The organism is Thermoproteota archaeon (genome assembly GCA_003352285.1).
Lineage (GTDB): Archaea > Thermoproteota > Nitrososphaeria > Nitrososphaerales > Nitrosopumilaceae > PXYB01.
Genome location: QQVN01000005.1, coordinates 424,892 through 443,460 on the forward strand (window position 1 = coordinate 424,892; position 18,569 = coordinate 443,460).

At 35.9% G+C, this 18,569-nt stretch carries 27 protein-coding genes and 1 tRNA gene; 12 read left to right on the forward strand and 16 right to left on the reverse strand.

All coding sequences use genetic code 11. The annotated features are described in order from the left end of the window. The first annotated feature begins 59 nt into the window (after positions 1-59). On the forward strand, positions 60-428 hold the full coding sequence (locus tag DWQ18_08710; GenBank protein RDJ33218.1) for a PPOX class F420-dependent oxidoreductase: 369 nt from the start codon (positions 60-62) through the stop codon (positions 426-428). On the opposite strand, the gene DWQ18_08715 is transcribed toward DWQ18_08710, so the two are convergent. From DWQ18_08715 to DWQ18_08730, 4 genes are all read right to left on the reverse strand, one after another. After that, positions 407-1,309 (reverse strand): carboxypeptidase regulatory-like domain-containing protein, encoded by a 903-nt coding sequence (locus DWQ18_08715; protein ID RDJ33219.1) that lies wholly within the window; start codon positions 1,307-1,309, stop codon positions 407-409. The genes DWQ18_08710 and DWQ18_08715 overlap by 22 nt on opposite strands. Before the next feature lie 120 nt (positions 1,310-1,429). Next, a complete protein-coding gene (locus tag DWQ18_08720) occupies positions 1,430-2,410 on the reverse strand; it encodes a GHKL domain-containing protein (protein ID RDJ33220.1) in 981 nt (326 codons plus the stop codon). Positions 2,411-2,493: 83 nt separating this feature from the next. After that, a complete protein-coding gene (locus tag DWQ18_08725; GenBank protein RDJ33221.1) occupies positions 2,494-2,901 on the reverse strand; it encodes a response regulator in 408 nt (135 codons plus the stop codon). 119 nt (positions 2,902-3,020) lie between these two features. Continuing rightward, positions 3,021-3,422, reverse strand: coding sequence for a hypothetical protein (locus DWQ18_08730; protein RDJ33222.1), 402 nt, complete (start codon positions 3,420-3,422; stop codon positions 3,021-3,023). A 531-nt stretch (positions 3,423-3,953) separates the two neighbouring features. Between DWQ18_08730 and DWQ18_08735 the strand changes: the two genes are divergently transcribed. Together DWQ18_08735 and DWQ18_08740 are read left to right on the forward strand one after the other, a co-directional pair. Next, entirely contained in the window at positions 3,954-4,193 is a 240-nt protein-coding gene (locus DWQ18_08735) for an Lrp/AsnC family transcriptional regulator (GenBank protein ID RDJ33223.1), read from the forward strand. A gap of 1 nt (position 4,194) precedes the next feature. After that, the gene (locus tag DWQ18_08740; GenBank protein ID RDJ33224.1) at positions 4,195-4,722 is read left to right on the forward strand and encodes an Lrp/AsnC family transcriptional regulator; all 528 of its coding nucleotides are present in this window, start codon (positions 4,195-4,197) and stop codon (positions 4,720-4,722) included. Between the two features lie 3 nt (positions 4,723-4,725). Here the strand turns inward: DWQ18_08740 and DWQ18_08745 are convergent, their stop codons facing one another. The 7 genes from DWQ18_08745 to glmM form a co-directional block, all read right to left on the reverse strand. After that, positions 4,726-5,112 (reverse strand): response regulator, encoded by a 387-nt coding sequence (locus DWQ18_08745; GenBank protein ID RDJ33225.1) that lies wholly within the window; start codon positions 5,110-5,112, stop codon positions 4,726-4,728. A gap of 90 nt (positions 5,113-5,202) precedes the next feature. Then, positions 5,203-6,984, reverse strand: coding sequence for a translation initiation factor IF-2 (locus tag DWQ18_08750; GenBank protein ID RDJ33226.1), 1,782 nt, complete (start codon positions 6,982-6,984; stop codon positions 5,203-5,205). 6 nt (positions 6,985-6,990) lie between these two features. After that, complete coding sequence (locus DWQ18_08755; GenBank protein RDJ33227.1) at positions 6,991-7,392, reverse strand: nucleoside-diphosphate kinase; 402 nt, start codon at positions 7,390-7,392, stop codon at positions 6,991-6,993. Position 7,393: 1 nt separating this feature from the next. Then, positions 7,394-7,594 (reverse strand): 50S ribosomal protein L24e, encoded by a 201-nt coding sequence (locus DWQ18_08760; GenBank protein ID RDJ33228.1) that lies wholly within the window; start codon positions 7,592-7,594, stop codon positions 7,394-7,396. Between the two features lie 8 nt (positions 7,595-7,602). After that, complete coding sequence (locus DWQ18_08765) at positions 7,603-7,815, reverse strand: 30S ribosomal protein S28e (protein RDJ33229.1); 213 nt, start codon at positions 7,813-7,815, stop codon at positions 7,603-7,605. Beyond that, positions 7,812-8,198: a 50S ribosomal protein L7ae gene (locus DWQ18_08770; protein ID RDJ33230.1), complete on the reverse strand. Its 387-nt coding sequence runs from the start codon at positions 8,196-8,198 to the stop codon at positions 7,812-7,814. The genes DWQ18_08765 and DWQ18_08770 overlap by 4 nt, the downstream gene beginning before the upstream one ends. Before the next feature lie 62 nt (positions 8,199-8,260). After that, positions 8,261-9,607, reverse strand: a complete 1,347-nt coding sequence (gene glmM, locus DWQ18_08775) for a phosphoglucosamine mutase (GenBank protein RDJ33459.1) — start codon at positions 9,605-9,607, stop codon at positions 8,261-8,263. 49 nt (positions 9,608-9,656) lie between these two features. Between glmM and DWQ18_08780 the strand changes: the two genes are divergently transcribed. The 7 genes from DWQ18_08780 (at position 9,657) to DWQ18_08810 (ending at position 13,451) form a co-directional block, all read left to right on the forward strand. Continuing rightward, a tRNA-Leu gene (locus tag DWQ18_08780) sits at positions 9,657-9,741 on the forward strand. Positions 9,742-9,800: 59 nt separating this feature from the next. After that, positions 9,801-10,643 (forward strand): formyltetrahydrofolate deformylase, encoded by an 843-nt coding sequence (locus tag DWQ18_08785; GenBank protein RDJ33231.1) that lies wholly within the window; start codon positions 9,801-9,803, stop codon positions 10,641-10,643. A gap of 5 nt (positions 10,644-10,648) precedes the next feature. Continuing rightward, the gene (locus tag DWQ18_08790) at positions 10,649-11,374 is read left to right on the forward strand and encodes a creatininase family protein (GenBank protein RDJ33232.1); all 726 of its coding nucleotides are present in this window, start codon (positions 10,649-10,651) and stop codon (positions 11,372-11,374) included. A gap of 45 nt (positions 11,375-11,419) precedes the next feature. Further along, entirely contained in the window at positions 11,420-11,653 is a 234-nt protein-coding gene (locus tag DWQ18_08795) for an RNA-binding protein (protein RDJ33233.1), read from the forward strand. A gap of 13 nt (positions 11,654-11,666) precedes the next feature. Beyond that, the gene (locus DWQ18_08800; GenBank protein RDJ33234.1) at positions 11,667-11,834 is read left to right on the forward strand and encodes a 50S ribosomal protein L37e; all 168 of its coding nucleotides are present in this window, start codon (positions 11,667-11,669) and stop codon (positions 11,832-11,834) included. Further along, a complete protein-coding gene (locus DWQ18_08805) occupies positions 11,835-12,773 on the forward strand; it encodes a hypothetical protein (protein ID RDJ33235.1) in 939 nt (312 codons plus the stop codon). Then, on the forward strand, positions 12,774-13,451 hold the full coding sequence (locus DWQ18_08810; GenBank protein ID RDJ33236.1) for a ribose-5-phosphate isomerase RpiA: 678 nt from the start codon (positions 12,774-12,776) through the stop codon (positions 13,449-13,451). Between the two features lie 5 nt (positions 13,452-13,456). On the opposite strand, the gene DWQ18_08815 is transcribed toward DWQ18_08810, so the two are convergent. The 3 genes from DWQ18_08815 to DWQ18_08825 form a co-directional block, all read right to left on the reverse strand. Continuing rightward, a complete protein-coding gene (locus DWQ18_08815; GenBank protein RDJ33237.1) occupies positions 13,457-13,972 on the reverse strand; it encodes a hypothetical protein in 516 nt (171 codons plus the stop codon). Positions 13,973-14,076: 104 nt separating this feature from the next. After that, complete coding sequence (locus DWQ18_08820) at positions 14,077-14,460, reverse strand: hypothetical protein (GenBank protein ID RDJ33238.1); 384 nt, start codon at positions 14,458-14,460, stop codon at positions 14,077-14,079. Positions 14,461-14,606: 146 nt separating this feature from the next. Continuing rightward, on the reverse strand, positions 14,607-15,386 hold the full coding sequence (locus DWQ18_08825; protein ID RDJ33239.1) for a DUF541 domain-containing protein: 780 nt from the start codon (positions 15,384-15,386) through the stop codon (positions 14,607-14,609). A 93-nt stretch (positions 15,387-15,479) separates the two neighbouring features. Here DWQ18_08825 and DWQ18_08830 point away from each other — a divergent pair, with 93 nt between their 5' ends. Next, positions 15,480-16,199, forward strand: a complete 720-nt coding sequence (locus DWQ18_08830) for an ArsR family transcriptional regulator (protein ID RDJ33240.1) — start codon at positions 15,480-15,482, stop codon at positions 16,197-16,199. A 195-nt stretch (positions 16,200-16,394) separates the two neighbouring features. Here DWQ18_08830 and DWQ18_08835 read toward each other — a convergent pair whose 3' ends face one another. After that, a complete protein-coding gene (locus DWQ18_08835; protein ID RDJ33241.1) occupies positions 16,395-16,763 on the reverse strand; it encodes a hypothetical protein in 369 nt (122 codons plus the stop codon). Between the two features lie 277 nt (positions 16,764-17,040). Between DWQ18_08835 and DWQ18_08840 the strand changes: the two genes are divergently transcribed. Beyond that, positions 17,041-17,352, forward strand: a complete 312-nt coding sequence (locus DWQ18_08840; GenBank protein ID RDJ33242.1) for a hypothetical protein — start codon at positions 17,041-17,043, stop codon at positions 17,350-17,352. 4 nt (positions 17,353-17,356) lie between these two features. Here DWQ18_08840 and DWQ18_08845 read toward each other — a convergent pair whose 3' ends face one another. Next, positions 17,357-18,559, reverse strand: a complete 1,203-nt coding sequence (locus tag DWQ18_08845) for a peptidase (GenBank protein ID RDJ33243.1) — start codon at positions 18,557-18,559, stop codon at positions 17,357-17,359. Between the last annotated feature and the right edge of the window lie 10 nt (positions 18,560-18,569).

The window sequence follows — 18,569 nt, forward strand, 5'->3', positions numbered from 1 at the left end:
TAGTAATTAGAACATTTCTAGATTGTACCTAAATATTACAATAATTTAATGAGGATCTGATGACTAGTTCAAAATTTCTAGAAGATGAGAAATACATCAATCTAGAGACATACAAAAAAGATGAAACTCCTGTGAAGACTCCCGTATGGTTTGTAGTAGATGGAGAAAAACTGTATGTAATCACAAGAGAATCTACTGGCAAGGTCAAGCGCTTGGCAAATAATCCGAAAATAAAATTAGCAGCATGCTCATTTAGTGGAAACGTTCATGGGGATTGGTTTTCTGGAGTTGCTACTTTAATTGGAGGAAAAGAAGCAGAAAATGCAGTAAAACTACGTAAGAAGAAATACGGATTCAAGGCATTATTGGCAGGATTTATGACAAAGGCAAAGGGCGAGCTTGTGGTTTATTCCATTGTGTTAGAGTAAAGCCTATCAAGTGACTTTCCCTTTGCATCAAATTGATTCTGAACTGATTCTGTTGCATTGCCAAATTGTATGTTGGCCTGATTATTTACGGCAATAATTTGCTCTCGATGGGATATTGCCTTTCGTTGGAATGCTTGAGTTGCCTCATAACTGGTGCCTCCATTTTTTAGCACTTGCTCTTTAGCAGCCTTGCCCTGGTTTGTTAATTGTTGGGTAAAATCAAACTGGGCCCAAAAAATACCCTGAACTGATTCGTCAACTCCTTTAACAAAACTAGCAAATGCATTTTGTGGTTGGTATGCAAGATTTTCAGAAGCAAATCGTCCAAGATCTTTTTCCAAGGATTGTTTTGCTAGCATTCTTTGGGCATTGATGAATTCTTCATTGGTTGATTTTGAGAATTGTTCTGCTTGGTTTTTCATAATCTCTGTTTGCTCTAAAATGAATTTTGATACAGGATTGCTTGTAATTCCATCTCCGATAGCAGTAGGAATCTGCTGTATTGGCTCTAGAATTTGTACGGGATTGTTAATATCAATATTAACCGAAGATGATACCGAAGTAAACCCTTGTTTAGATGCAGTGATAGTAACTTTATGGATTCCAATCTCAGATATTTTGTCTAGTTTAACAAGAAAACTTCCATTATGATCAGTTTTTGCTGTCTTTACTCCTTTAGAAGAAGCTATAGAGATTGTAACATCAGATAGTCGGTTTTTTGATGCATCCATGACTGTTCCTACAATTGCTGGGTTTGTGCTTGTAGTGAAGGATGATTGTGAGGCCTTAGCATGAACTGACATGGTACTGCTCTGAGCGCTAGCCATAGGCATTAGCATTACAAACGCAACTAACACTAAACCTAGATAGACTGATTTCATGGATGTCGCTTTCAGAGTCTTTGCTTAAGGCTGGAAATCTAAGTTTTTGATCAAATTGTTGTAAAGATTTAAACTAAATTTTAATCGTTTTGTTTAATTAAAAAATCATAGAACAGGATTTCATTCATGATTTTTTGGAAGTTTGATTTTGAAAGTTGTTCCAACTCCTAATTCAGATGAAACTGAGATTGAGCCTCCATGATTTTCAATTATGGATTTACAACTTGGTAGGCCTAATCCTGTTCCATGACTTTTTGTAGTAAATAGTGGGTCAAAAATTTGATTTTTTGTCACAGAGTCCATACCAGGACCGTCATCTTCGATTTCTACTATTACAAAATCTTTTTTAGAGTCATCTATTCGTATTTGAATACGTCCTTTGTTTTTTAATGCGTGAATTGCATTTGAGATCATATTGACAAAAACAATTTCGAGTTTTTCGTTATCACAAAGAATTTTTTGATCATTGGTTGGTAATTTAATTACTATTTCATCAGGAATATCTAAGCGTTCTATCGAATCTTGTATTATCATACACAGTGAATAAAGATTTTTTTCCAAAATTGATGGTCTGACAAAATTTAGAACATCTTCAATCTGATGATTCATTCTTAGTATTGAGCGTTCCATTCTATCAAGAATTTCTTGTACTTTTGGATTTTCGTTATTTTCTAATTCAATTTTTAAAATTTCATTGGAGTTTTTAATGATTGAAAGAGGATTTCGTAAATCATGGTTTATTCTTGCTGCAAGAGTTCCAACTATGGCAAGTTTTTCTGTTTTTAATTGTTTAGAGGTATCAGCTTTCATGAAGTGCATTATTCCTACAGTTATACCAGCAAAGGATAGGAGATTCAATGAAAGAAACATTAGAAATAGATTTTGAGAGTCATAGATTTTTTTATGATATGCTGAGGAAAACTGTTCTATCTGTCGAAATTTAGATTCATTAACTTGGTTAATACCTTGTGGAACAGAAGAAATATTGTTGTTATCAGAATTTATGTTTTCAGATATATGATTTGATATGATTTGATAGCTAAAGAAGATTATCGATAATTGAATAATCAATAATGAGACAATTTTGATATTTATTTTCAATGTTGATAGATCAATTTTAGAAATAGTAAATGCGTGTATGTTCGAAAATTGAAAATAAATTACCAAATTTGGTAATGAATAGGTTAACCATGAACAATTGATCGTACAGATTTTGGAATACTTTTTCCACCATTTTTCACAATAGAGATTGCTTTCATTAATTCATCCATCTCATATGGTTTGAAAACTATTCCATCGACATCAGATTTGAAGAGTCTTTCTTGAGTTGTTGCATTAGTTGCTGCAGTAACAAAAATTACTTTGGCATTATTATCAAATTCTCTAATTCGTTCCAATGCATAAAATCCATCATATCCGGGCATAACAATATCTAGTAAAACTACTTCGGGTTGAAATTTTGTATACATTTCAACTGCTTCTTTACCGTTTTGAGCTTTTGCTACAACTTTAATTTCCTTCATCTCAAGATATTCGGAAAGAATCTCTCTACTGTCATTATCATCTTCCACTACAATTACCTGAGTTGCCATGTTTCTATGATTTGTTCATATTCTAAAAGATCGTAGGATTTTGATTTGAATAAACAGTTTTTGGAAAATAATGGCTAAGACTTTAGTCATAAATAAGGAAACTTAAGTTACTTTTACGTTCAGTTTTTCTTATTTCTAAAGAGTTGTTTTAGTTTGCTGGTTTTTTGTTTATTGTTTTCTGCCCGCAACGATTCGGCTCTTGGAACCAGATTTTTTTGCTTTCTTTTTTCTTGTTCGTCCAAAATTCTATCAAGATCTTCATCAGCTAGTAATGGCTTTCTGTTTGATGATGGTCTGGGCTCAGACAATGTAAGATGATTTGGTTTGAGGGATTTACTCTCATGCTCGAGTTTTTGAATTTTCTCTAAGAGAAAATCATGCATGTTTTCTAAATATTTTAAATCGGATTTGAATAGTGTTTTATCTTTTTTTATGTAATTCATTATATGCTCTAATCTTCCAGTATCGCCCAATCCTGAATCAAGTAGCTCTTGAGCCTTTATCATAAGGGATTCATCCATGCTACACATTGATTCAAACACAATTTAGGTTTATGAGACAAAATTAATTGAATAAAAAATCAGCTGACATAAGTAAGAAATTTTCATAATGAGGGATCCATCAGTAGGATCTCATTGGAATTGTTCACTAATATCGACATATTTTTCAATTAGTACATGATCCAAAGATCCTCTGGGGGTATTGGTTGTCGTTTACATGTAAAAATTTGTGTTATAGGCACAAGGCTAAGAAGCCAATGGGCAGTCGCTATGGAATAGGGCAGAAAAGATGCAATTATTGTGACACATTCATGAAATGGGAGGGATCATACTGCCCTTGTTGTGGCTCTAGACTCAGATTGCGTCCCCGAAATAGCAAGTACAAACAAAAGTTGATGGAACAAATCTAAATTTCAATTTTGAATTAAACTGCTAAACTAAGATCTGTTTATTTTAAATTTAAAAAATAAACAATTGTAAAGGATTTCAAAAAAATGTGTAAATTCTCATTTAGCATCCTAATTTCATGAAATTAGGAGCGGATAGATAGTTTTGGCAATAGCTTATGTTTTGATTAACTGTGAGCTGGGTTCAGAGGAAGATATCATCAAGCAGTTAAAGGCAATATCAGGAGTAAAAGAAACGCATGGAACATTTGGTGCATATGATATTTTAGTAAAATTAGAATCCGATAATGTTGAAAAGCTAAGAGAGACAATTACTTGGAACATAAGAAAAATTCAAAACATTAGATCAACTCTTACATTAATGGGAGTTTCAGGGCAAGAATAGCATGGCACGTGCATATGTTCTTTTGACTGGAGATATTGGTGCAGAAAAAGACATCATAGCCCAGCTTAGAACAATTGAAAACGTCAAAGAAGTTCACGGAACTTTAGGTCTTTACGATATAATTCTAAAAGTTGAAGCAGATACAGAAGACAAGATAAACAAGACTATAACATCAAAAATTCGTAGTATGAATAAAATTCATTCTACAATTACGTTGATGCGAGTAGAGGGTGGCGAAGAGATCTCTCAGGGTGCAGATAAATTGATGGGCTCTATCTTGGGCAAAAATAAAGCTCAAGCGTATGTCATACTACACACAGACAAAGGACAGGAGTTTTTTGTATTAAGAAATCTAATGAGAATTCCAGAAGTAAAAGAGGGAGATGTAATTTTTGGTCACTATGATGTCATAGGCAAGATAGAAGCAGAGAATCACAAAGATTTGGAAAGAATCATTACAAAGTTTGTTAGAAATTTGCAAAATGTTAGAACGTCAATGACATTAAACGTAATATCAGAACAAGATTAGCGATTATAATTCAGCATACACTTTTTCGCCAACTAGCACACTGTCAATTGCTTTGAGTACTGCGTCTATCTCATATGGTTTGTAAACAATTGCATTTGCATCCATTTTGTATAGTCTATCGCGCGTCTCTCTTGTCTTATCTGCCGTAGCCATTACAATTTTGGCATTTGGATCATGTTTTCTAATATTCTCTAGAGCATAAAATCCGTCAAAATCAGGCATCATAACATCCAAAAGTACAACGTCAGGTTTCTTTATTTTGTATAGAGATACTGCAGTTTTTCCATCAAAACCTGTACCAACTACATCAATTCCTTTCCATTTTAGATATTCTTCGTATACTTCTACGGTATCTTGATCATCATCAATGATAATTGCCCTACATGACATAGACTGGATTTGGTTTGTGAATAATTAACTCAAAAGTTGTTTAAATCAAACGGACAGTATGAGTATAATATTATACGAGAAATTATTGGTTTAGTACCCATAAGCAGGGTCAATTTTGCGTTGAATCTCTACTATTTGGTTTAGTATTTCAAATTCCTCAGAAGATAGCTTGTGTGAGAATTGTTTGAGAAGTTGCTTTGCTTCATGAGAATGCGGTAGAGAATAGTATACGTCTTCTTCGTGAATTTGTCTTCCAATTGTAACTCCTTGGACAGAGCAAGCCACCTCTGCTCCCTGTTTGACTGACTGGACAGTTTTTTTGTCTTCTTGTAGCTGATGTACCTGGCCAATTTTTTTTCCTGATTCATTCATGAAATTTACCTTCTGTCGAAGTGTTCCTGCATCAACACGTATTCCAAATACTGCAGGATCATTATTTCTAAAGATAAAGCCTTTAAGAAAAGTAAATTTTGCAATTGGTGTTATTTCGGAGAATATAGCATCTTCTTCATGAAGTGTGTCTTGTTCAACCCATGCTGTGTAATTATCAATTAGGCTGTAAATTACTTGATCATTGAAAATTTTGATATGATGATTTTCAGATTCTTCCTGTGCATCGGGTAGTGTTTTAACATTAAATGCCAAAATTACTCCAAGATGTCTCTCATTTTCTTTGATGGCTTTTGCCTCCATGATGTCACGTCGATTAACTGGTCCAATGTCTGCTTTGGAAATTGGAATTTGTTGTCTGCGAAGCATTTCAGTAATTGCCTCTAAGGAACCTATTGTATCACATTTTACAATCACACCGTCAGTTTCCGTTTCGATAAATACAGATTTCATTTCAGACTCAATTGCTTTTTTGAGATCTTCTATCTCAGATGGTTTTGTTGCAACATAAACTGTACTGCCAGGCAATACACCTTCAAGATCAGGGGATGCAATTTTAATTCCAGCTGCTGCTTGAACAGAATCTACTGGTTTGAATTTGTCTCTAGGATCCCGCATCTCATCAAGTGGTTTTGGTAAAAGAATTGCTTTTGGTTTTGTAACAATTACAGAATCTCGTTTTGCAACAAGGATTGTGTCACCTTTTTTCATGGAACCATCAATTAGTATCATATTTGCAGTAACACCCAATCCCACTTCATCATTGACTTCTAGTACGATACCACGGGTTGATTTTTGAGTTTGATCAAGTTTTTTCTTTAGATATTGTTGGGTGAGTCCTACCAATACAGCAAGTAATTCTGGAATTCCTACACCACTTCGGGCACTCATTGGAACAATGGAGATCTCTTTTGAAAAGTCCGTAACTCTGTAAAATGCCTCTGACTGGTATCCTAAAATCGAGAGAGTTCCTACTACATCGTAAATCTTCTGATCAAGATCGGCTTGAATCGAAGCGTCTTGTTCTTTAATTGACTTTGTGATAAATGCAGTATCGCTCTTTCGCCATCCAGAAATTTGATCAACTTTGTTTAGTGCCACTACAAATGGTACCTTACGGGTTTGAAGAATTTTGAGGCTCTCATTTGTTTGTGGTTGGAATCCTCGATTAACATCAACTACTAAAATTGCAATATCTGCTGCAGAGCCACCACGTGCTCTAAGATTCGTAAATACTTCGTGTCCAGGTGTATCAATAACCAGCACTCCAGGAATTTGGGTTTCTACTTTGCTTAATTTTTCATATAGTGGACCACATCGTTTCTTGATTGTTTCTTGTGGAAGAAAGCTTGCACCAATGTGTTGAGTGATACCTCCAGCTTCTCTGCCTTGAACACCAGTTCCACGAATTTTATCTAATAAAGATGTCTTACCAGAATCTACATGACCCAGTACGGCCACAATTGGTTGTCTTATTGTCAAGATTAATCACTGAAATGCTACCCTCTCTTCCTTTTCAAAACTTTCTGGTGAATCAGATGCATGTATGATGTTATCAGTAAATCCTAATCCAAAGTCTCCTCGAATTGAACCAGGAGCTGCTTCAAAGGATTTTGTAGCACCAATCATTATTCTTGTAGTAGCAACTGCATTATTTCCTTCAATGACAGCTGCAACAACTTTTCCTGATGAGATAAATGAAACTAGTTCTCCAAAAAACGGTTTGTCTTTGTGAACAGAATAGAATTCTTCTGCTTGCGCTTTAGTAAACTCAAACATTTTTAATTTGACTAACTTGAAGCCTTTTCTTTCAAAGCGTGCAATTACTTCTCCTACTAAATTACGCTTTACTGCATCAGGCTTTACAATGAATAATGATCTTTCAGTCAACTTACTTCTTTCTAATTCCGCCTTTGACGTACTTTTTGGTCCACTTTAACTTTCTTGGATCACGTTTTAGCTCTAGCATGTTTTTTTTGCATTTTGCAGAACAAAACCAAAGTACTGTGCCGTCATTTTTTACCAACATTGTTCCAGAGCCTTTTGCTACTGGTCTGTCACAAAAACTACATGGTTTAACTAAGAGACTCATGATTTCACCTATCTAATCTTCTTTGCTTCTCTTTCAGTTTCTCGAAGCATTAGAATGTCATCTAATCGAATTGAACCTTTGACATTTCTTGTTAGAATTCTGCCTTTGTCTTTTCCATCAAGAACTTTGACTCGTACTTGAATAACTTCTCCGGCAATACCTGTTCTGCCGACAATTTGAATAACTTCTGCAGCAGTTACTTCGTCAGTTTGAGTGCTCATTGATCAGACTTTCCACCTTTCAATTTTGCGATTGATGAAACTACTTGATCAACTATGTGTTGTGCGTCTCCAGAGTCTAAGATTGCTGCTGCAGCAGATGTGATATCAATACCAAGTGCTTTGCCTAGTTCTTGTTTACTTGGTACAAATGCATATGCTGCACCTTGTTCTTCACATAAGATTGGCAAGTGTGCAACTACCTCTGGTGGTTCAACATCTTCAGCAATAACTATCAGTTTACTGGTACCTCTCTCAATAGCCTTTGTAGCCTCGTTAGTTCCTTTCTTTACTTTACCGCTTGTGGCAGCAACTCGTACTGCTTCCAAGATTGGACTAACCAGGTCTTCTGGCGTTTCAAATTTAACATAATATGCTTTACCCATACTAAGTCACCCTAAGGGATCATCTCTCATTCCCTGAATGCAAGCGATTGGTTTTAAAAGTGTTATTCGGAAAGTGCCAAAGTTACTATTTTCATGTATTTAGACATCAGCTCATCAAGTTTTTCTTGGGAGCTAGCTTCGGCATATATTCTAACGATAGGTTCAGTTCCGCTAGGTCTTACCATTATCCAGTTTTTGCTATCTACGTTGATTTTGATGCCTTCGGTTGTGTCTGCCGACGGGTTTTGTTCCTTTAGGGTTTTGATAAGACGCACTGATTGTTCCTTTGTACAGGAAACCTTGTCTTTTGTAGTAAAGCTTGGAGGCAGCTCCTTTGTTAATGCCGATAGTTTTTGCCCAGACTTTGATAAGAGATCTAGTACAAGGCACATTGTCATGGCCCCGTCCCTAACTTGATTATGTTTTCCAAACATAAAACCACCATTTTCTTCAAAACCAATTAGTGCATTCATTGGAACCATCTTTCTTGACACCTCTACACTTCCAACCCTTGTTCTGATTACTTGTGAATCTGCTTGTTTTGCAATCTCTTCAATTGCAGAGCCAGAGTTTAAGCAGGTAACAATTTTTGATGAAGGAAATTTTCCAAGTAAAAATTTTGATAATAACAATGCAGACTTGTCTCCAGTCAGAACATTTCCCAATTCATCGCAGATAAGGCTTCGATCACCATCTCCATCAAATGCTACACCAAAGTCACATGAATTTTCTTTAACACATCGAGACAGTGTCTCAAGATTTTGTGGTGTTGGCTCTGAACCTCTTCCAGGAAAATTTCCGTCAATTGTTTCATGCACAGAATATACCATACAACCAAGTTCTTTGCAAAGTTCTGGTGCGGTGACTGCCTGCGCACCATTACCAAGATCCAAAGCGACCTTGAATTTTTTTGAAATTATAGAATCAGCATCAATGTGAGACATTATTCCGTCATAGTATACTCTCTTTGCTCTAGTCTCAGTACCTGTATTTCCCCAAGATTCACTAGAAATCCATTTTTTGTTAAAGTAAATTTCTTCAATAATCAGCTCATCCTCTCTTGATATCTCTACCCCATCAGATGCTACAGGCTTGATTCCATTGTACTGAGGAGGATTATGTGATGCAGTGATCATTATTCCGCCAGAATATCCAAGGCTCTTAATTGCATATTCAAGACATGGAGTTGGAACCAATCCAGCAATTTTGCAATCTAGTCCAGATGAATTAATTGCAGCAGATACGACTTTGGCAATCACAGGACTTGAATCACGTCCATCATATCCAATCAAGATGGGTCCTTTCTTGAAATACGTTGCAATTGATAATGAAATGTCGTGAATGAATTCTAAATTAAGATCTTGACCGAAAATTCCGCGAATTCCATTTGTTCCAAATAATTTTGCCATATGCTTTGTGTTAACAATAGATAAATTTGTGTTTAAAGGCAGTGGTGATGCGGGAGTTGCCAAGCCTGGTCAAAGGCGCAGGGCTTAGGACCCTGTCTCTTAGGGGTTCGTGGGTTCAAATCCCACCTCCCGCATCTAAAATCTTTGAAAAATTTCTAAAGCATTAATAAAGTATATTCCATCAAAAACGTTCGTGAAAAAGACCATTGTTGGCATAACAATTGTTGGTAAAGACAGAGAAGGTATTGTTGCTGCATTTACAAATTTTGTATTTCAAAAAGGAGGAAACATCGAAAAAGTAAATCAGAATGTCATCAAGGGACTGTTTGGAATGTATCTAGAAGCATCGTTTGTGAAAAAATTAGATCTAAAAAAATTTGATTTGGAATTACAACGTGAAGCAAAAAAACAAAAGATGGAAGTGGACACACATCATGAAACAAATTCTCAAAAAAATATTGCAGTATTTGTAACTAAAGAGCCTCATTGCTTGCAAAAAATTCTTGCAGAAAAAAGTAAGATCAAAGGAAAGATCTCAGTTATTGTAGGTACTGAAAAGACATTAGCATCAATTGCAAAAAAAGCAAAAATTCCATTTGTAGCAGTTGAAGAACGTAATCAAGAAGAGGCAGAAGCGCACCTGATAAGCATCTGTAAAAAATATGATGTGGATGTAATTGCACTTGCACGATACATGAGGATCCTTACACCAAACTTTGTGTGGAGATATCCAAATAGGATAATCAATATTCATCCATCGCTATTGCCTGCATTTCCTGGCGCACTTGCATATGCTCAAGCCTTTGAGAGGGGAACAAAGATTATCGGAGTTACATCGCACTATGTTACTGAAAACCTAGACCAAGGTCCAATTATTTTCCAAGACTCCTTTACAGTAGATCCAAACGATAGCCTTGAGAAGATTAAGGAAAAAGGACAAAAACTCGAGGCAAGCACACTGCTCAAGGCTCTAAAATTACACCTTGAGAACAAGCTAGAGGTCCGCTGGAGAAAAGTTCACATAAAATCCAAGTGAATTTAATGAGAATCAAAGATCAATTTGATCCAGTAATAAGAAAAAAAATAAGAACAACAAAAATTGCTGCTGTCATTCCCGTCGGTTCACTTGAACAGCACGGGCCGCATTTACCAGTATCTACTGATTCTGATATTGTAACTAAAGTGTGTGAGAGAATTTCAGAAAAAAACAATTTTCTATTACTGCCCACAGTAAATTACGGAGTTTCATATGAGCACGCCCCCTACTTTAATGTCAGTGTAACCAAGTCTACGCTTTCAAAGATTCTAGCAGACATGATACTCTCACTTGAGCAAAACAAAATTTCAAACGTTTTTGTGATAAATGGTCATCATGGAAATATTGATGCCTTGAGGACTTTGGAAAAATCAAAGGCTTTCTCAAAAAAGACCAAAGTCTTTACTTTTTCATACTGGCACTTTATGAGTCAAGAGTTTGATCATGCTGGATTTGTTGAGACATCGTTAATGCTAGCAATTTCAAAAAATGTCAATATGAAAAAAGCTGTAAAGGGATTTTCTCCAGGAAATATTTCTGCAAAACAAAGACAGGCAATCAACAAAAAAGCATCAAAATCATTCATTTCTGTTACAAAAAATGGAGTCTGGGGTGATCCCCGAGATGCTAATTCAAGAGATGGAAAGAAGATCTTAGCTGAAATAGTCACAAATCTTGGAAAAAAGTGTCAAACTTGCCTCACCGGCAAAAGTCCAAAGTTACACCAATGAAATTTTAATATAATCCCTAGTTACTCACGCCAATAAGTGAAATAAATGTCCGTAGATATGGCAGTAAAAGTACTGGAAGAAAGTATCAACAAGGTAGTCTTGATCAAGCTCAAAGGCGGCAAGACAATACGAGGTAGTCTTCAAGGATTTGACCAACACATGAACCTGCTACTCGACTCGTCAGAAGAGATCCCTTCTGAAGGCGATTCAAAGAGTCTGGGAACCATAGTCGTTCGTGGAGATAATGTAGTTATGATCTCTCCACCACCGTCATCATAGTGAGGGTATAGGAATGACTAAAGGCACAACTTCAATGGGTGGTTTTACCAAAAAGAAAGTACACATCAGATGTAGAAGATGTGGAAAGAACTCTTTTCATAAAAGACACCACACCTGTGCAAGTTGCGGTTTTCCTGCAGCAAAGATTCGAAAGTACTCTTGGATCAAATGGTATACCTAAATGCAAGAAATTGCGCTTTTTTTAACATCAATTGCTGGTGTAGCCACAGCTGCTGCTGTTAAAAAATTCCCAAAGTCAAAACAAGAACTTGTATCACTTGGGGCAAGCCCACAGATTCAAAATCAAATTAATTCACTTAGAATGGAAAAGGAGATTCTCACAAAGACAATCTCAAGATTATATCAATCCGATGCTGGACTAACAAAGATTCAGCGGGACAAATTACTATTAAAGTATCAACACCAACTTGGAATAATTCTTGCAAGAATTGAAAAGCTTGAAGCTGCAAGTAAGCATCCAGACATGGGACCTGTTGGAGATGGCCTCATTACTCTGATGGATCAAAAGCTATCACAACTAGACCAAAGACTCTATGAGCTATCCTCAAAGATTGCAGTTGCAAATGTTTCAGTTCCTCAAATAAAGAAACCACAGGAAGAAGAATTAGAGATAAAACAAAAACAGGAAACAAAACAAAAAGAGCCAACAGTTACAATACCACCAAAACCAGAACCAATAATCATCCCACAGATAGAATTACCATCTTATGCTCCAAGAAGGAGAGTAGAATTTACAACACTTACAGAGATTCCAAACAGACCAATAGAGTTCCCATTATTTGAGAAAAAGCAAATCGAGCCAAAGCCTGAGGTAGTAAAAGAGATTCCAAAGCCTCAAGAACAAAAACCAGAACCTGTGCAAACTACACTGCAAGAGATTACACCAACAATTACTCCGCAAACTACACCGTCATTACCACAACCAAAGCCTGAGATTGAATCTCCAAAGGCAGAAGAGCTTCCAGAGCCAAAACCCAAACCAAAATTAAACTTACCAGCAGAAGATGAATCAGAAGAAGATGACACTGATGATCTTGAGAAAATTAAAGGAGAGATTATGAAGACACTCTCCAAACTTGAACAAGCAGAGGTAGAATAGTTGTCATTTGATGGTGCCATCAAGGCATTATCAACAGATGCTCTGAAATATGTCAAAGATGGAAATGTTATAGGGTTAGGCAGTGGGAGAGCAGCGACTGCATTTGTAAAATCATTATCAGCATATACAAAAGCAAAAAACATTTCAGTACAGGGAGTTCCAACCTCGCTTCAAATCAAATTGATTGCAGAAGAAGGAGGAATTCCATTACTTGAAGCAGACCAAGTGGACAAAATTGATGTAGTATTTGATGGTGCAGACCAGATTGATTCACAAAAATATTTGATTAAAGGCGGAGGCGGCGCACTGTTAAGAGAGAACATTTTGATCAGTGCTGCAAGAAAAGTTGTAATCATGGCAGACAGTTCAAAGTTTGTGAAAAATTTTAACAGAAAAATTCCAATAGAGGTTCATCCACTTGCAAGAAATATTGTTACAAGTACTTTAAAAAAAATTGGAGGCAAGCCTGAGATTCGTTCATTAGACAGAGATTATCCGTTTATCACAGAAAATGGAAACATCATAATTGATTGTGATTTTGGAACCATAAAAAACCCAAAGAGTCTTGCACAAAAAATTATTGGAATTGCAGGAGTCATGGAAGTTGGCATCTTTACAAGAAAGCCAGATGTAATTTACAAAGCAAAGTCTGGTGGAAAATTTGAAGAGATTACTTAAGGATACTATTGTGAGATATCAAGTGGTCTTGAAATAAGCCACATTCTTTTGCACAAATCATACATGGTCTTTATCATTCCAGTAGAATTTGTATATAGTAAAGTGTCACCCGAGTCATCCAAATCAAGGGATTGACTTAGCTCACCGGAAATAGCAAGTTGTGATGACTTTTCTACAATTATTCTTCCTGAAGAAGGCAGAGGGCCAGTTCTAGTCTCAGTTGCTTGCAGCCTTCTTGTTAAGGAGAGAAAATGATTGCTTTTTGAATCGGTGAGAAGTTTAACAGGAATCCCCCTTTCCTTGCATTGAGATATCTTCTCAGGAATGGGTGTATAGTACATTCGCAAAACATCCTCGATCGTCGTTACCATAAAGATCGGATTTTTTGAACTATCAAGCAGATCTCCTATTTTTGAATAAGAGTTTGTTCTTCCTTGAATCATAGAATATGATGATTCAGGATCATCCGATAGTTTGTAATCAAATGATTTATCAATATTATCTTCTGTCCAATGCCCCAATGCATTGTAATATCAAAAAATTGCATTAAGTAGAGAGGAATTTTTCATACATTATGAAGCCCGTAATGGCATAAAACAGGAAAAATTAACCCCATTTTGGACAGTTATTTATCAAATTGGATTATTTCAAAAATCTTTTGCATTATGGTTGCTTCATCTGCATTTTTCTCAAAGGATACCAACAGTAAAAGACTAGAGTCAATTGGTATAGTTGCCCTTTTGACATTTTCATATGATGTGATGGAGTATTCGGGTTTTCCAAGATCTCCCTCTGCATCCATACGCGTGGCATGTCTAATTGATGATTTCATTACTGAAAACTGTAATCCAGAATCAGACAAGAGAGGGGAGACACCATCTGCATATTTTGCATCCAATAGTTGTCCATGAGTTGTACATATTCCAACAAATCTAATTGAATCAGAGCACTCAAAGATCAAATCAAAATCTAAATCATGAATCACTTGTTTTTTTGTCTCCTGCGTCATAACTCATTATAGTTAGTTTGCTAATTTAAGGAATTGCTTCAAAAATTGGAAAACATTACCACTAGAAAAAATATATTTAAAAAAAATTTTCTATATATTGGTACAACATTCGAAGTATTATTATAAAAAAATAAAATGAAAAAAAATTAGTTGCTTCCGATAATGAATACAACAGTTGCAGTTGTAGATACATCTTGATCGGAAGAGAACACAGGTGTTGGTGCAGACTTCATTGCCATTCCTTCAGCCATGTCAAATGCTGCATACATTGGCATTGGTGCAGGGATACCAAATTCAGAGAGACTAACAAACTTTACACCAATGATGTGGTGCTCAAGTGGTGAAAGTGCTTTTTCTGCCTTTGATTTTGCATTTAGAACTGCTTTTGCCAAAAGATCATCTTTTACTTGTAGATGTTTTGCAGGAGACAAAGTAAAGTATACGCTATCAACTCTGTTGACACCGGATGAGACAGCACTATCAATGATATCTGCTGCTAATCCAAGTTTGTTTGTATCAACATTTAGTATGTTTGATACTTTGTAGCCTACCAACTCTTGCTTGTAATGACCTGTAAGCTTTTCTTGATAGCTTTCATAGACAGGATAAATGTTCAAAGATGATGTACTAATTTCATCTTCTGAGATTCCTGCAGATTTGATTGCAGAAACAACAGTATTCATCAATGAAGAATTTGCTTCAAGGGCTTCTTTGGCAGTTTTTTCTTGAGTCTCTACTCCAAATGATAGGTGAAGTAGATCAGGCTCTACCTGTGTTGCTGCAGTACCAGTAACTGAGATTGTCTTTTCACGTGAAGGAAAAGGAGTAACCTCCTGTGCACTAGCTTCTGTTGGATATACAACGCTTAGTGTAACAGCTATTACAAGTACCGCAGTTATTGTTGCGATGAGTTGTTTGCTTTTCATCGAATAAGAATAGTTAGTTTTGAAGATAAGGTTTGATTAAAGTTCGATTTAATCAAAATCCTTAATAAGACATCGGGGTTTTCCACTGGTTTAATGGCCTCAGAAGTAAAAGACGAAACAATGTCTATTTCAGACAAAGTAGAGATTCTCACAACAGAGGATGAAAAGATAAAGGCCATAGGCGAGATACTAAGTTCTGATCCCAGCAGACAAATTCTCAAACTTCTCTTCAATGATTCGTTAACTGCAAATCAGCTAGCACAGAAGACAGGCTCCTCCTTACCGCTAACAATCTATCACCTTAAAAAAATGCAAGAGGCAGGTGTTGTAAAGATTACAAATGTTGGTAAAAACACAAAGTCCCATGACATGAAATTTTACACAATTGACAAGCTTGCAATAGTGATTTTGCCAACAGAAATGAAGGATCCCGCAAAGAAGAGCAAGTCATTGTTTAACTCATTTAATAGAATTCATAGGTTAGCTACTTTGGGTGCTGCCTGTGTTGCAGCATGGTTCTCATCGCAGTTCATTCAGACCACAAAGACTGTTTCTGTAGATACAATTTCAGATGAAACCATGCAGTTTTCTGCACCTGAGATGGCTCAAAGAGGCATGGAAGAGACTGCAATTGCAGGATCTGAGATGGCAATTGAGAGCACCGAGATGGCAAGTGCTAAAATGGCACCAGCAGCTCCTGCACCACCAACAACAGGCGAGCCGGTAATCGATATCTTCTGGTCCGTAATTGTTGTGTTATCCATTGTAATTATCGGATTGACAATTGAGATCGGAATAAAAAGTAGAAAATAATGTTTCCAGTTTTTGGTATCTGTTGTGAAATTTAGTTAATTCATCTCTGTTTTATCCCAGTAATTTGCTTACGGAAAGAATGGCAGCAAAGAAAAAAGCAGCAGCAACTAAGAAAAAGGCAGCAGCAAAGAAAAAATAAACGAGATCATAAAACTTAGATCTCAGTTTTCCTTTTTTCAATAATTATTTTTCAATTTACAATCCAAATAATTTTCCACATAATCCGGTAATCTCAGAAACACTGCTATCAGGCTCTGCTGAGATGATTATGAGGTGCTCACCCATTGGGATGCTGATCATGAGAACCTTTTCTCTTTTTGAGGCAATAAAGGAAATCGAACCGAGAATGTCATCATCCTCTTTTCTCATGGAATGCTCTAAAACCAATTCGTTAAATCGCATCTTTCTTCTGGCATCAGTATCATACAGCTTTATTCCAGTCTTGATATCACCTGCCACCATATTTCCACGATCATTTATGACTCCTGCAAATCTTACTTTTGGATGCTCAACAAGCTTATCACACGCATCATCTAATTTTTTTACTTCTTCGGCAGACAGCACAATATTAGAAAATTCGTTTTAAGATTAAAGTATTTTTCAAAATATCAGAAAAAAGAATTAGTTAATTTATTCTGATGCGTCTTCCATGCAATCTGATGAGCAATAATTTTCATCGTAACCCAAGTCATACTTTTGTCCACAAAACTGGCATGTTTTTTGCATTTTATTTTTAAAAAAATTTTCAAATAATTAAGCAAAATCTTCCAAAAATGGAAATTGCTTCCTAGAAAAATGAATTATCCAGAAGATACTTAACCAGAAAGAAAAAACCTCCATCATGGCACAATTAAAGCTCAAAGGTTCTGGCGGTTATGTCATAGCTGATGTAACTGAGATTCAGGCAAAGAAGGCAGATCTAGGCGTGGGTGAGCTATTTTTGGCACCACTTGGAAGAATAGAAGAGAGTAAAATTTCAAAATATTTTTGCAAGAACTGTGATGCAGAATTTGATAATGCACCAAAAATAGAATTTGAGAATCCTAATGAGACCGTTGCAGAAGGAATGATTCTAAAAGAAAGAGGTCACTATGCATGTGAAAAATGCAATGGTGTTATTGGCGAGTATAGAGAGTTTTCAAAGACGCAATGAAAAGCTAGTGGAAAATTTGATTTTGTATTAAAAATTCCAAAGACTGTGTAAACTCTTCATCAGTGATCAATCCTTGCGACCACCAACCTGCAGAATTTTTAAACCATTTTGGAATTTTAAGTTCATTATCAGATTCTGTGTTAATGAAATCCTCTTCAATTAAAAAGTCGACACCATTGATGAAACTTTTTTCATCAATCATTCCAGATGACCATGCAGCAGCTCTATCTTTTACCCACAGTGGGATTACTGTGTTGTCAAACTCATAGTTTTCACTGAACCCATTTATTTTTAAAACTCCGTTTGAGTATGGCTTAACAGTATATGCCACATGCCAGTTTCCCATCTCATCAATACTTTGCAGAAAATCAACTTGCTCACCATTTAATGTAACATCGAATTTTTCATCCAAAGATGAGACTGGAAATTCAAAATTTGCATATGTTTCAATTGGATAGCTATTCTGCATTCGCATGGATAATTCTGTTCCTTTATCGTTAAACTCTGCATAAGCATACCAAGCACCAGAATCATATCGGAAAAAGAATCTCTCATCATTACGAGTAGTTGATACAGGAATAATTGTATCATCAGCTGGAGCAAAGCAACTATAGTACAAAACTTGAGACGATACAGATGAATCAGGATACATGGCAAATTCAGCAATTTCACCCGGCCCAAGATTTGTTATAGGTACAGCATTTTGTCCTACATCTAGAACCACGTTTCCTTTTCCGTGAATTACAGCAAGCAGTTTTACATCAGAAATTGTTTTTTCACTAGTGTTAATCACTCTCCCTGTTACGTGACCATCATCATGCACGACAAGGGTATTATCATAAATTACTTCTAGCCCAGTGGCTTCATTGATACCTACAATGAAATCAATTTCAGCCTCGTTTAGGATAGGATTATCTGTTTTTACCTCAGGGAATTTGAATTTAAAAGGCAAGTCTTTTGATGGCATGATATTGACATATGGAAAATCCCTTTTGATAATTTCATCTCCATCAAGAATTGTAATAGATATTGTTGGAATTACGGGATAGGGTTCCCAATTTCTAATAGCTCCGACAACAGTGTAGACTCCATCACTATCAAAATAGCCAACATATTCTTTTTCAGGAATGAATACCTCTGCATACGCAAATTGCGAAAAAAAGAATATGCCAAATACAAAAACTACAATGATTGAAAGTGTTATCACAGTGTTATTT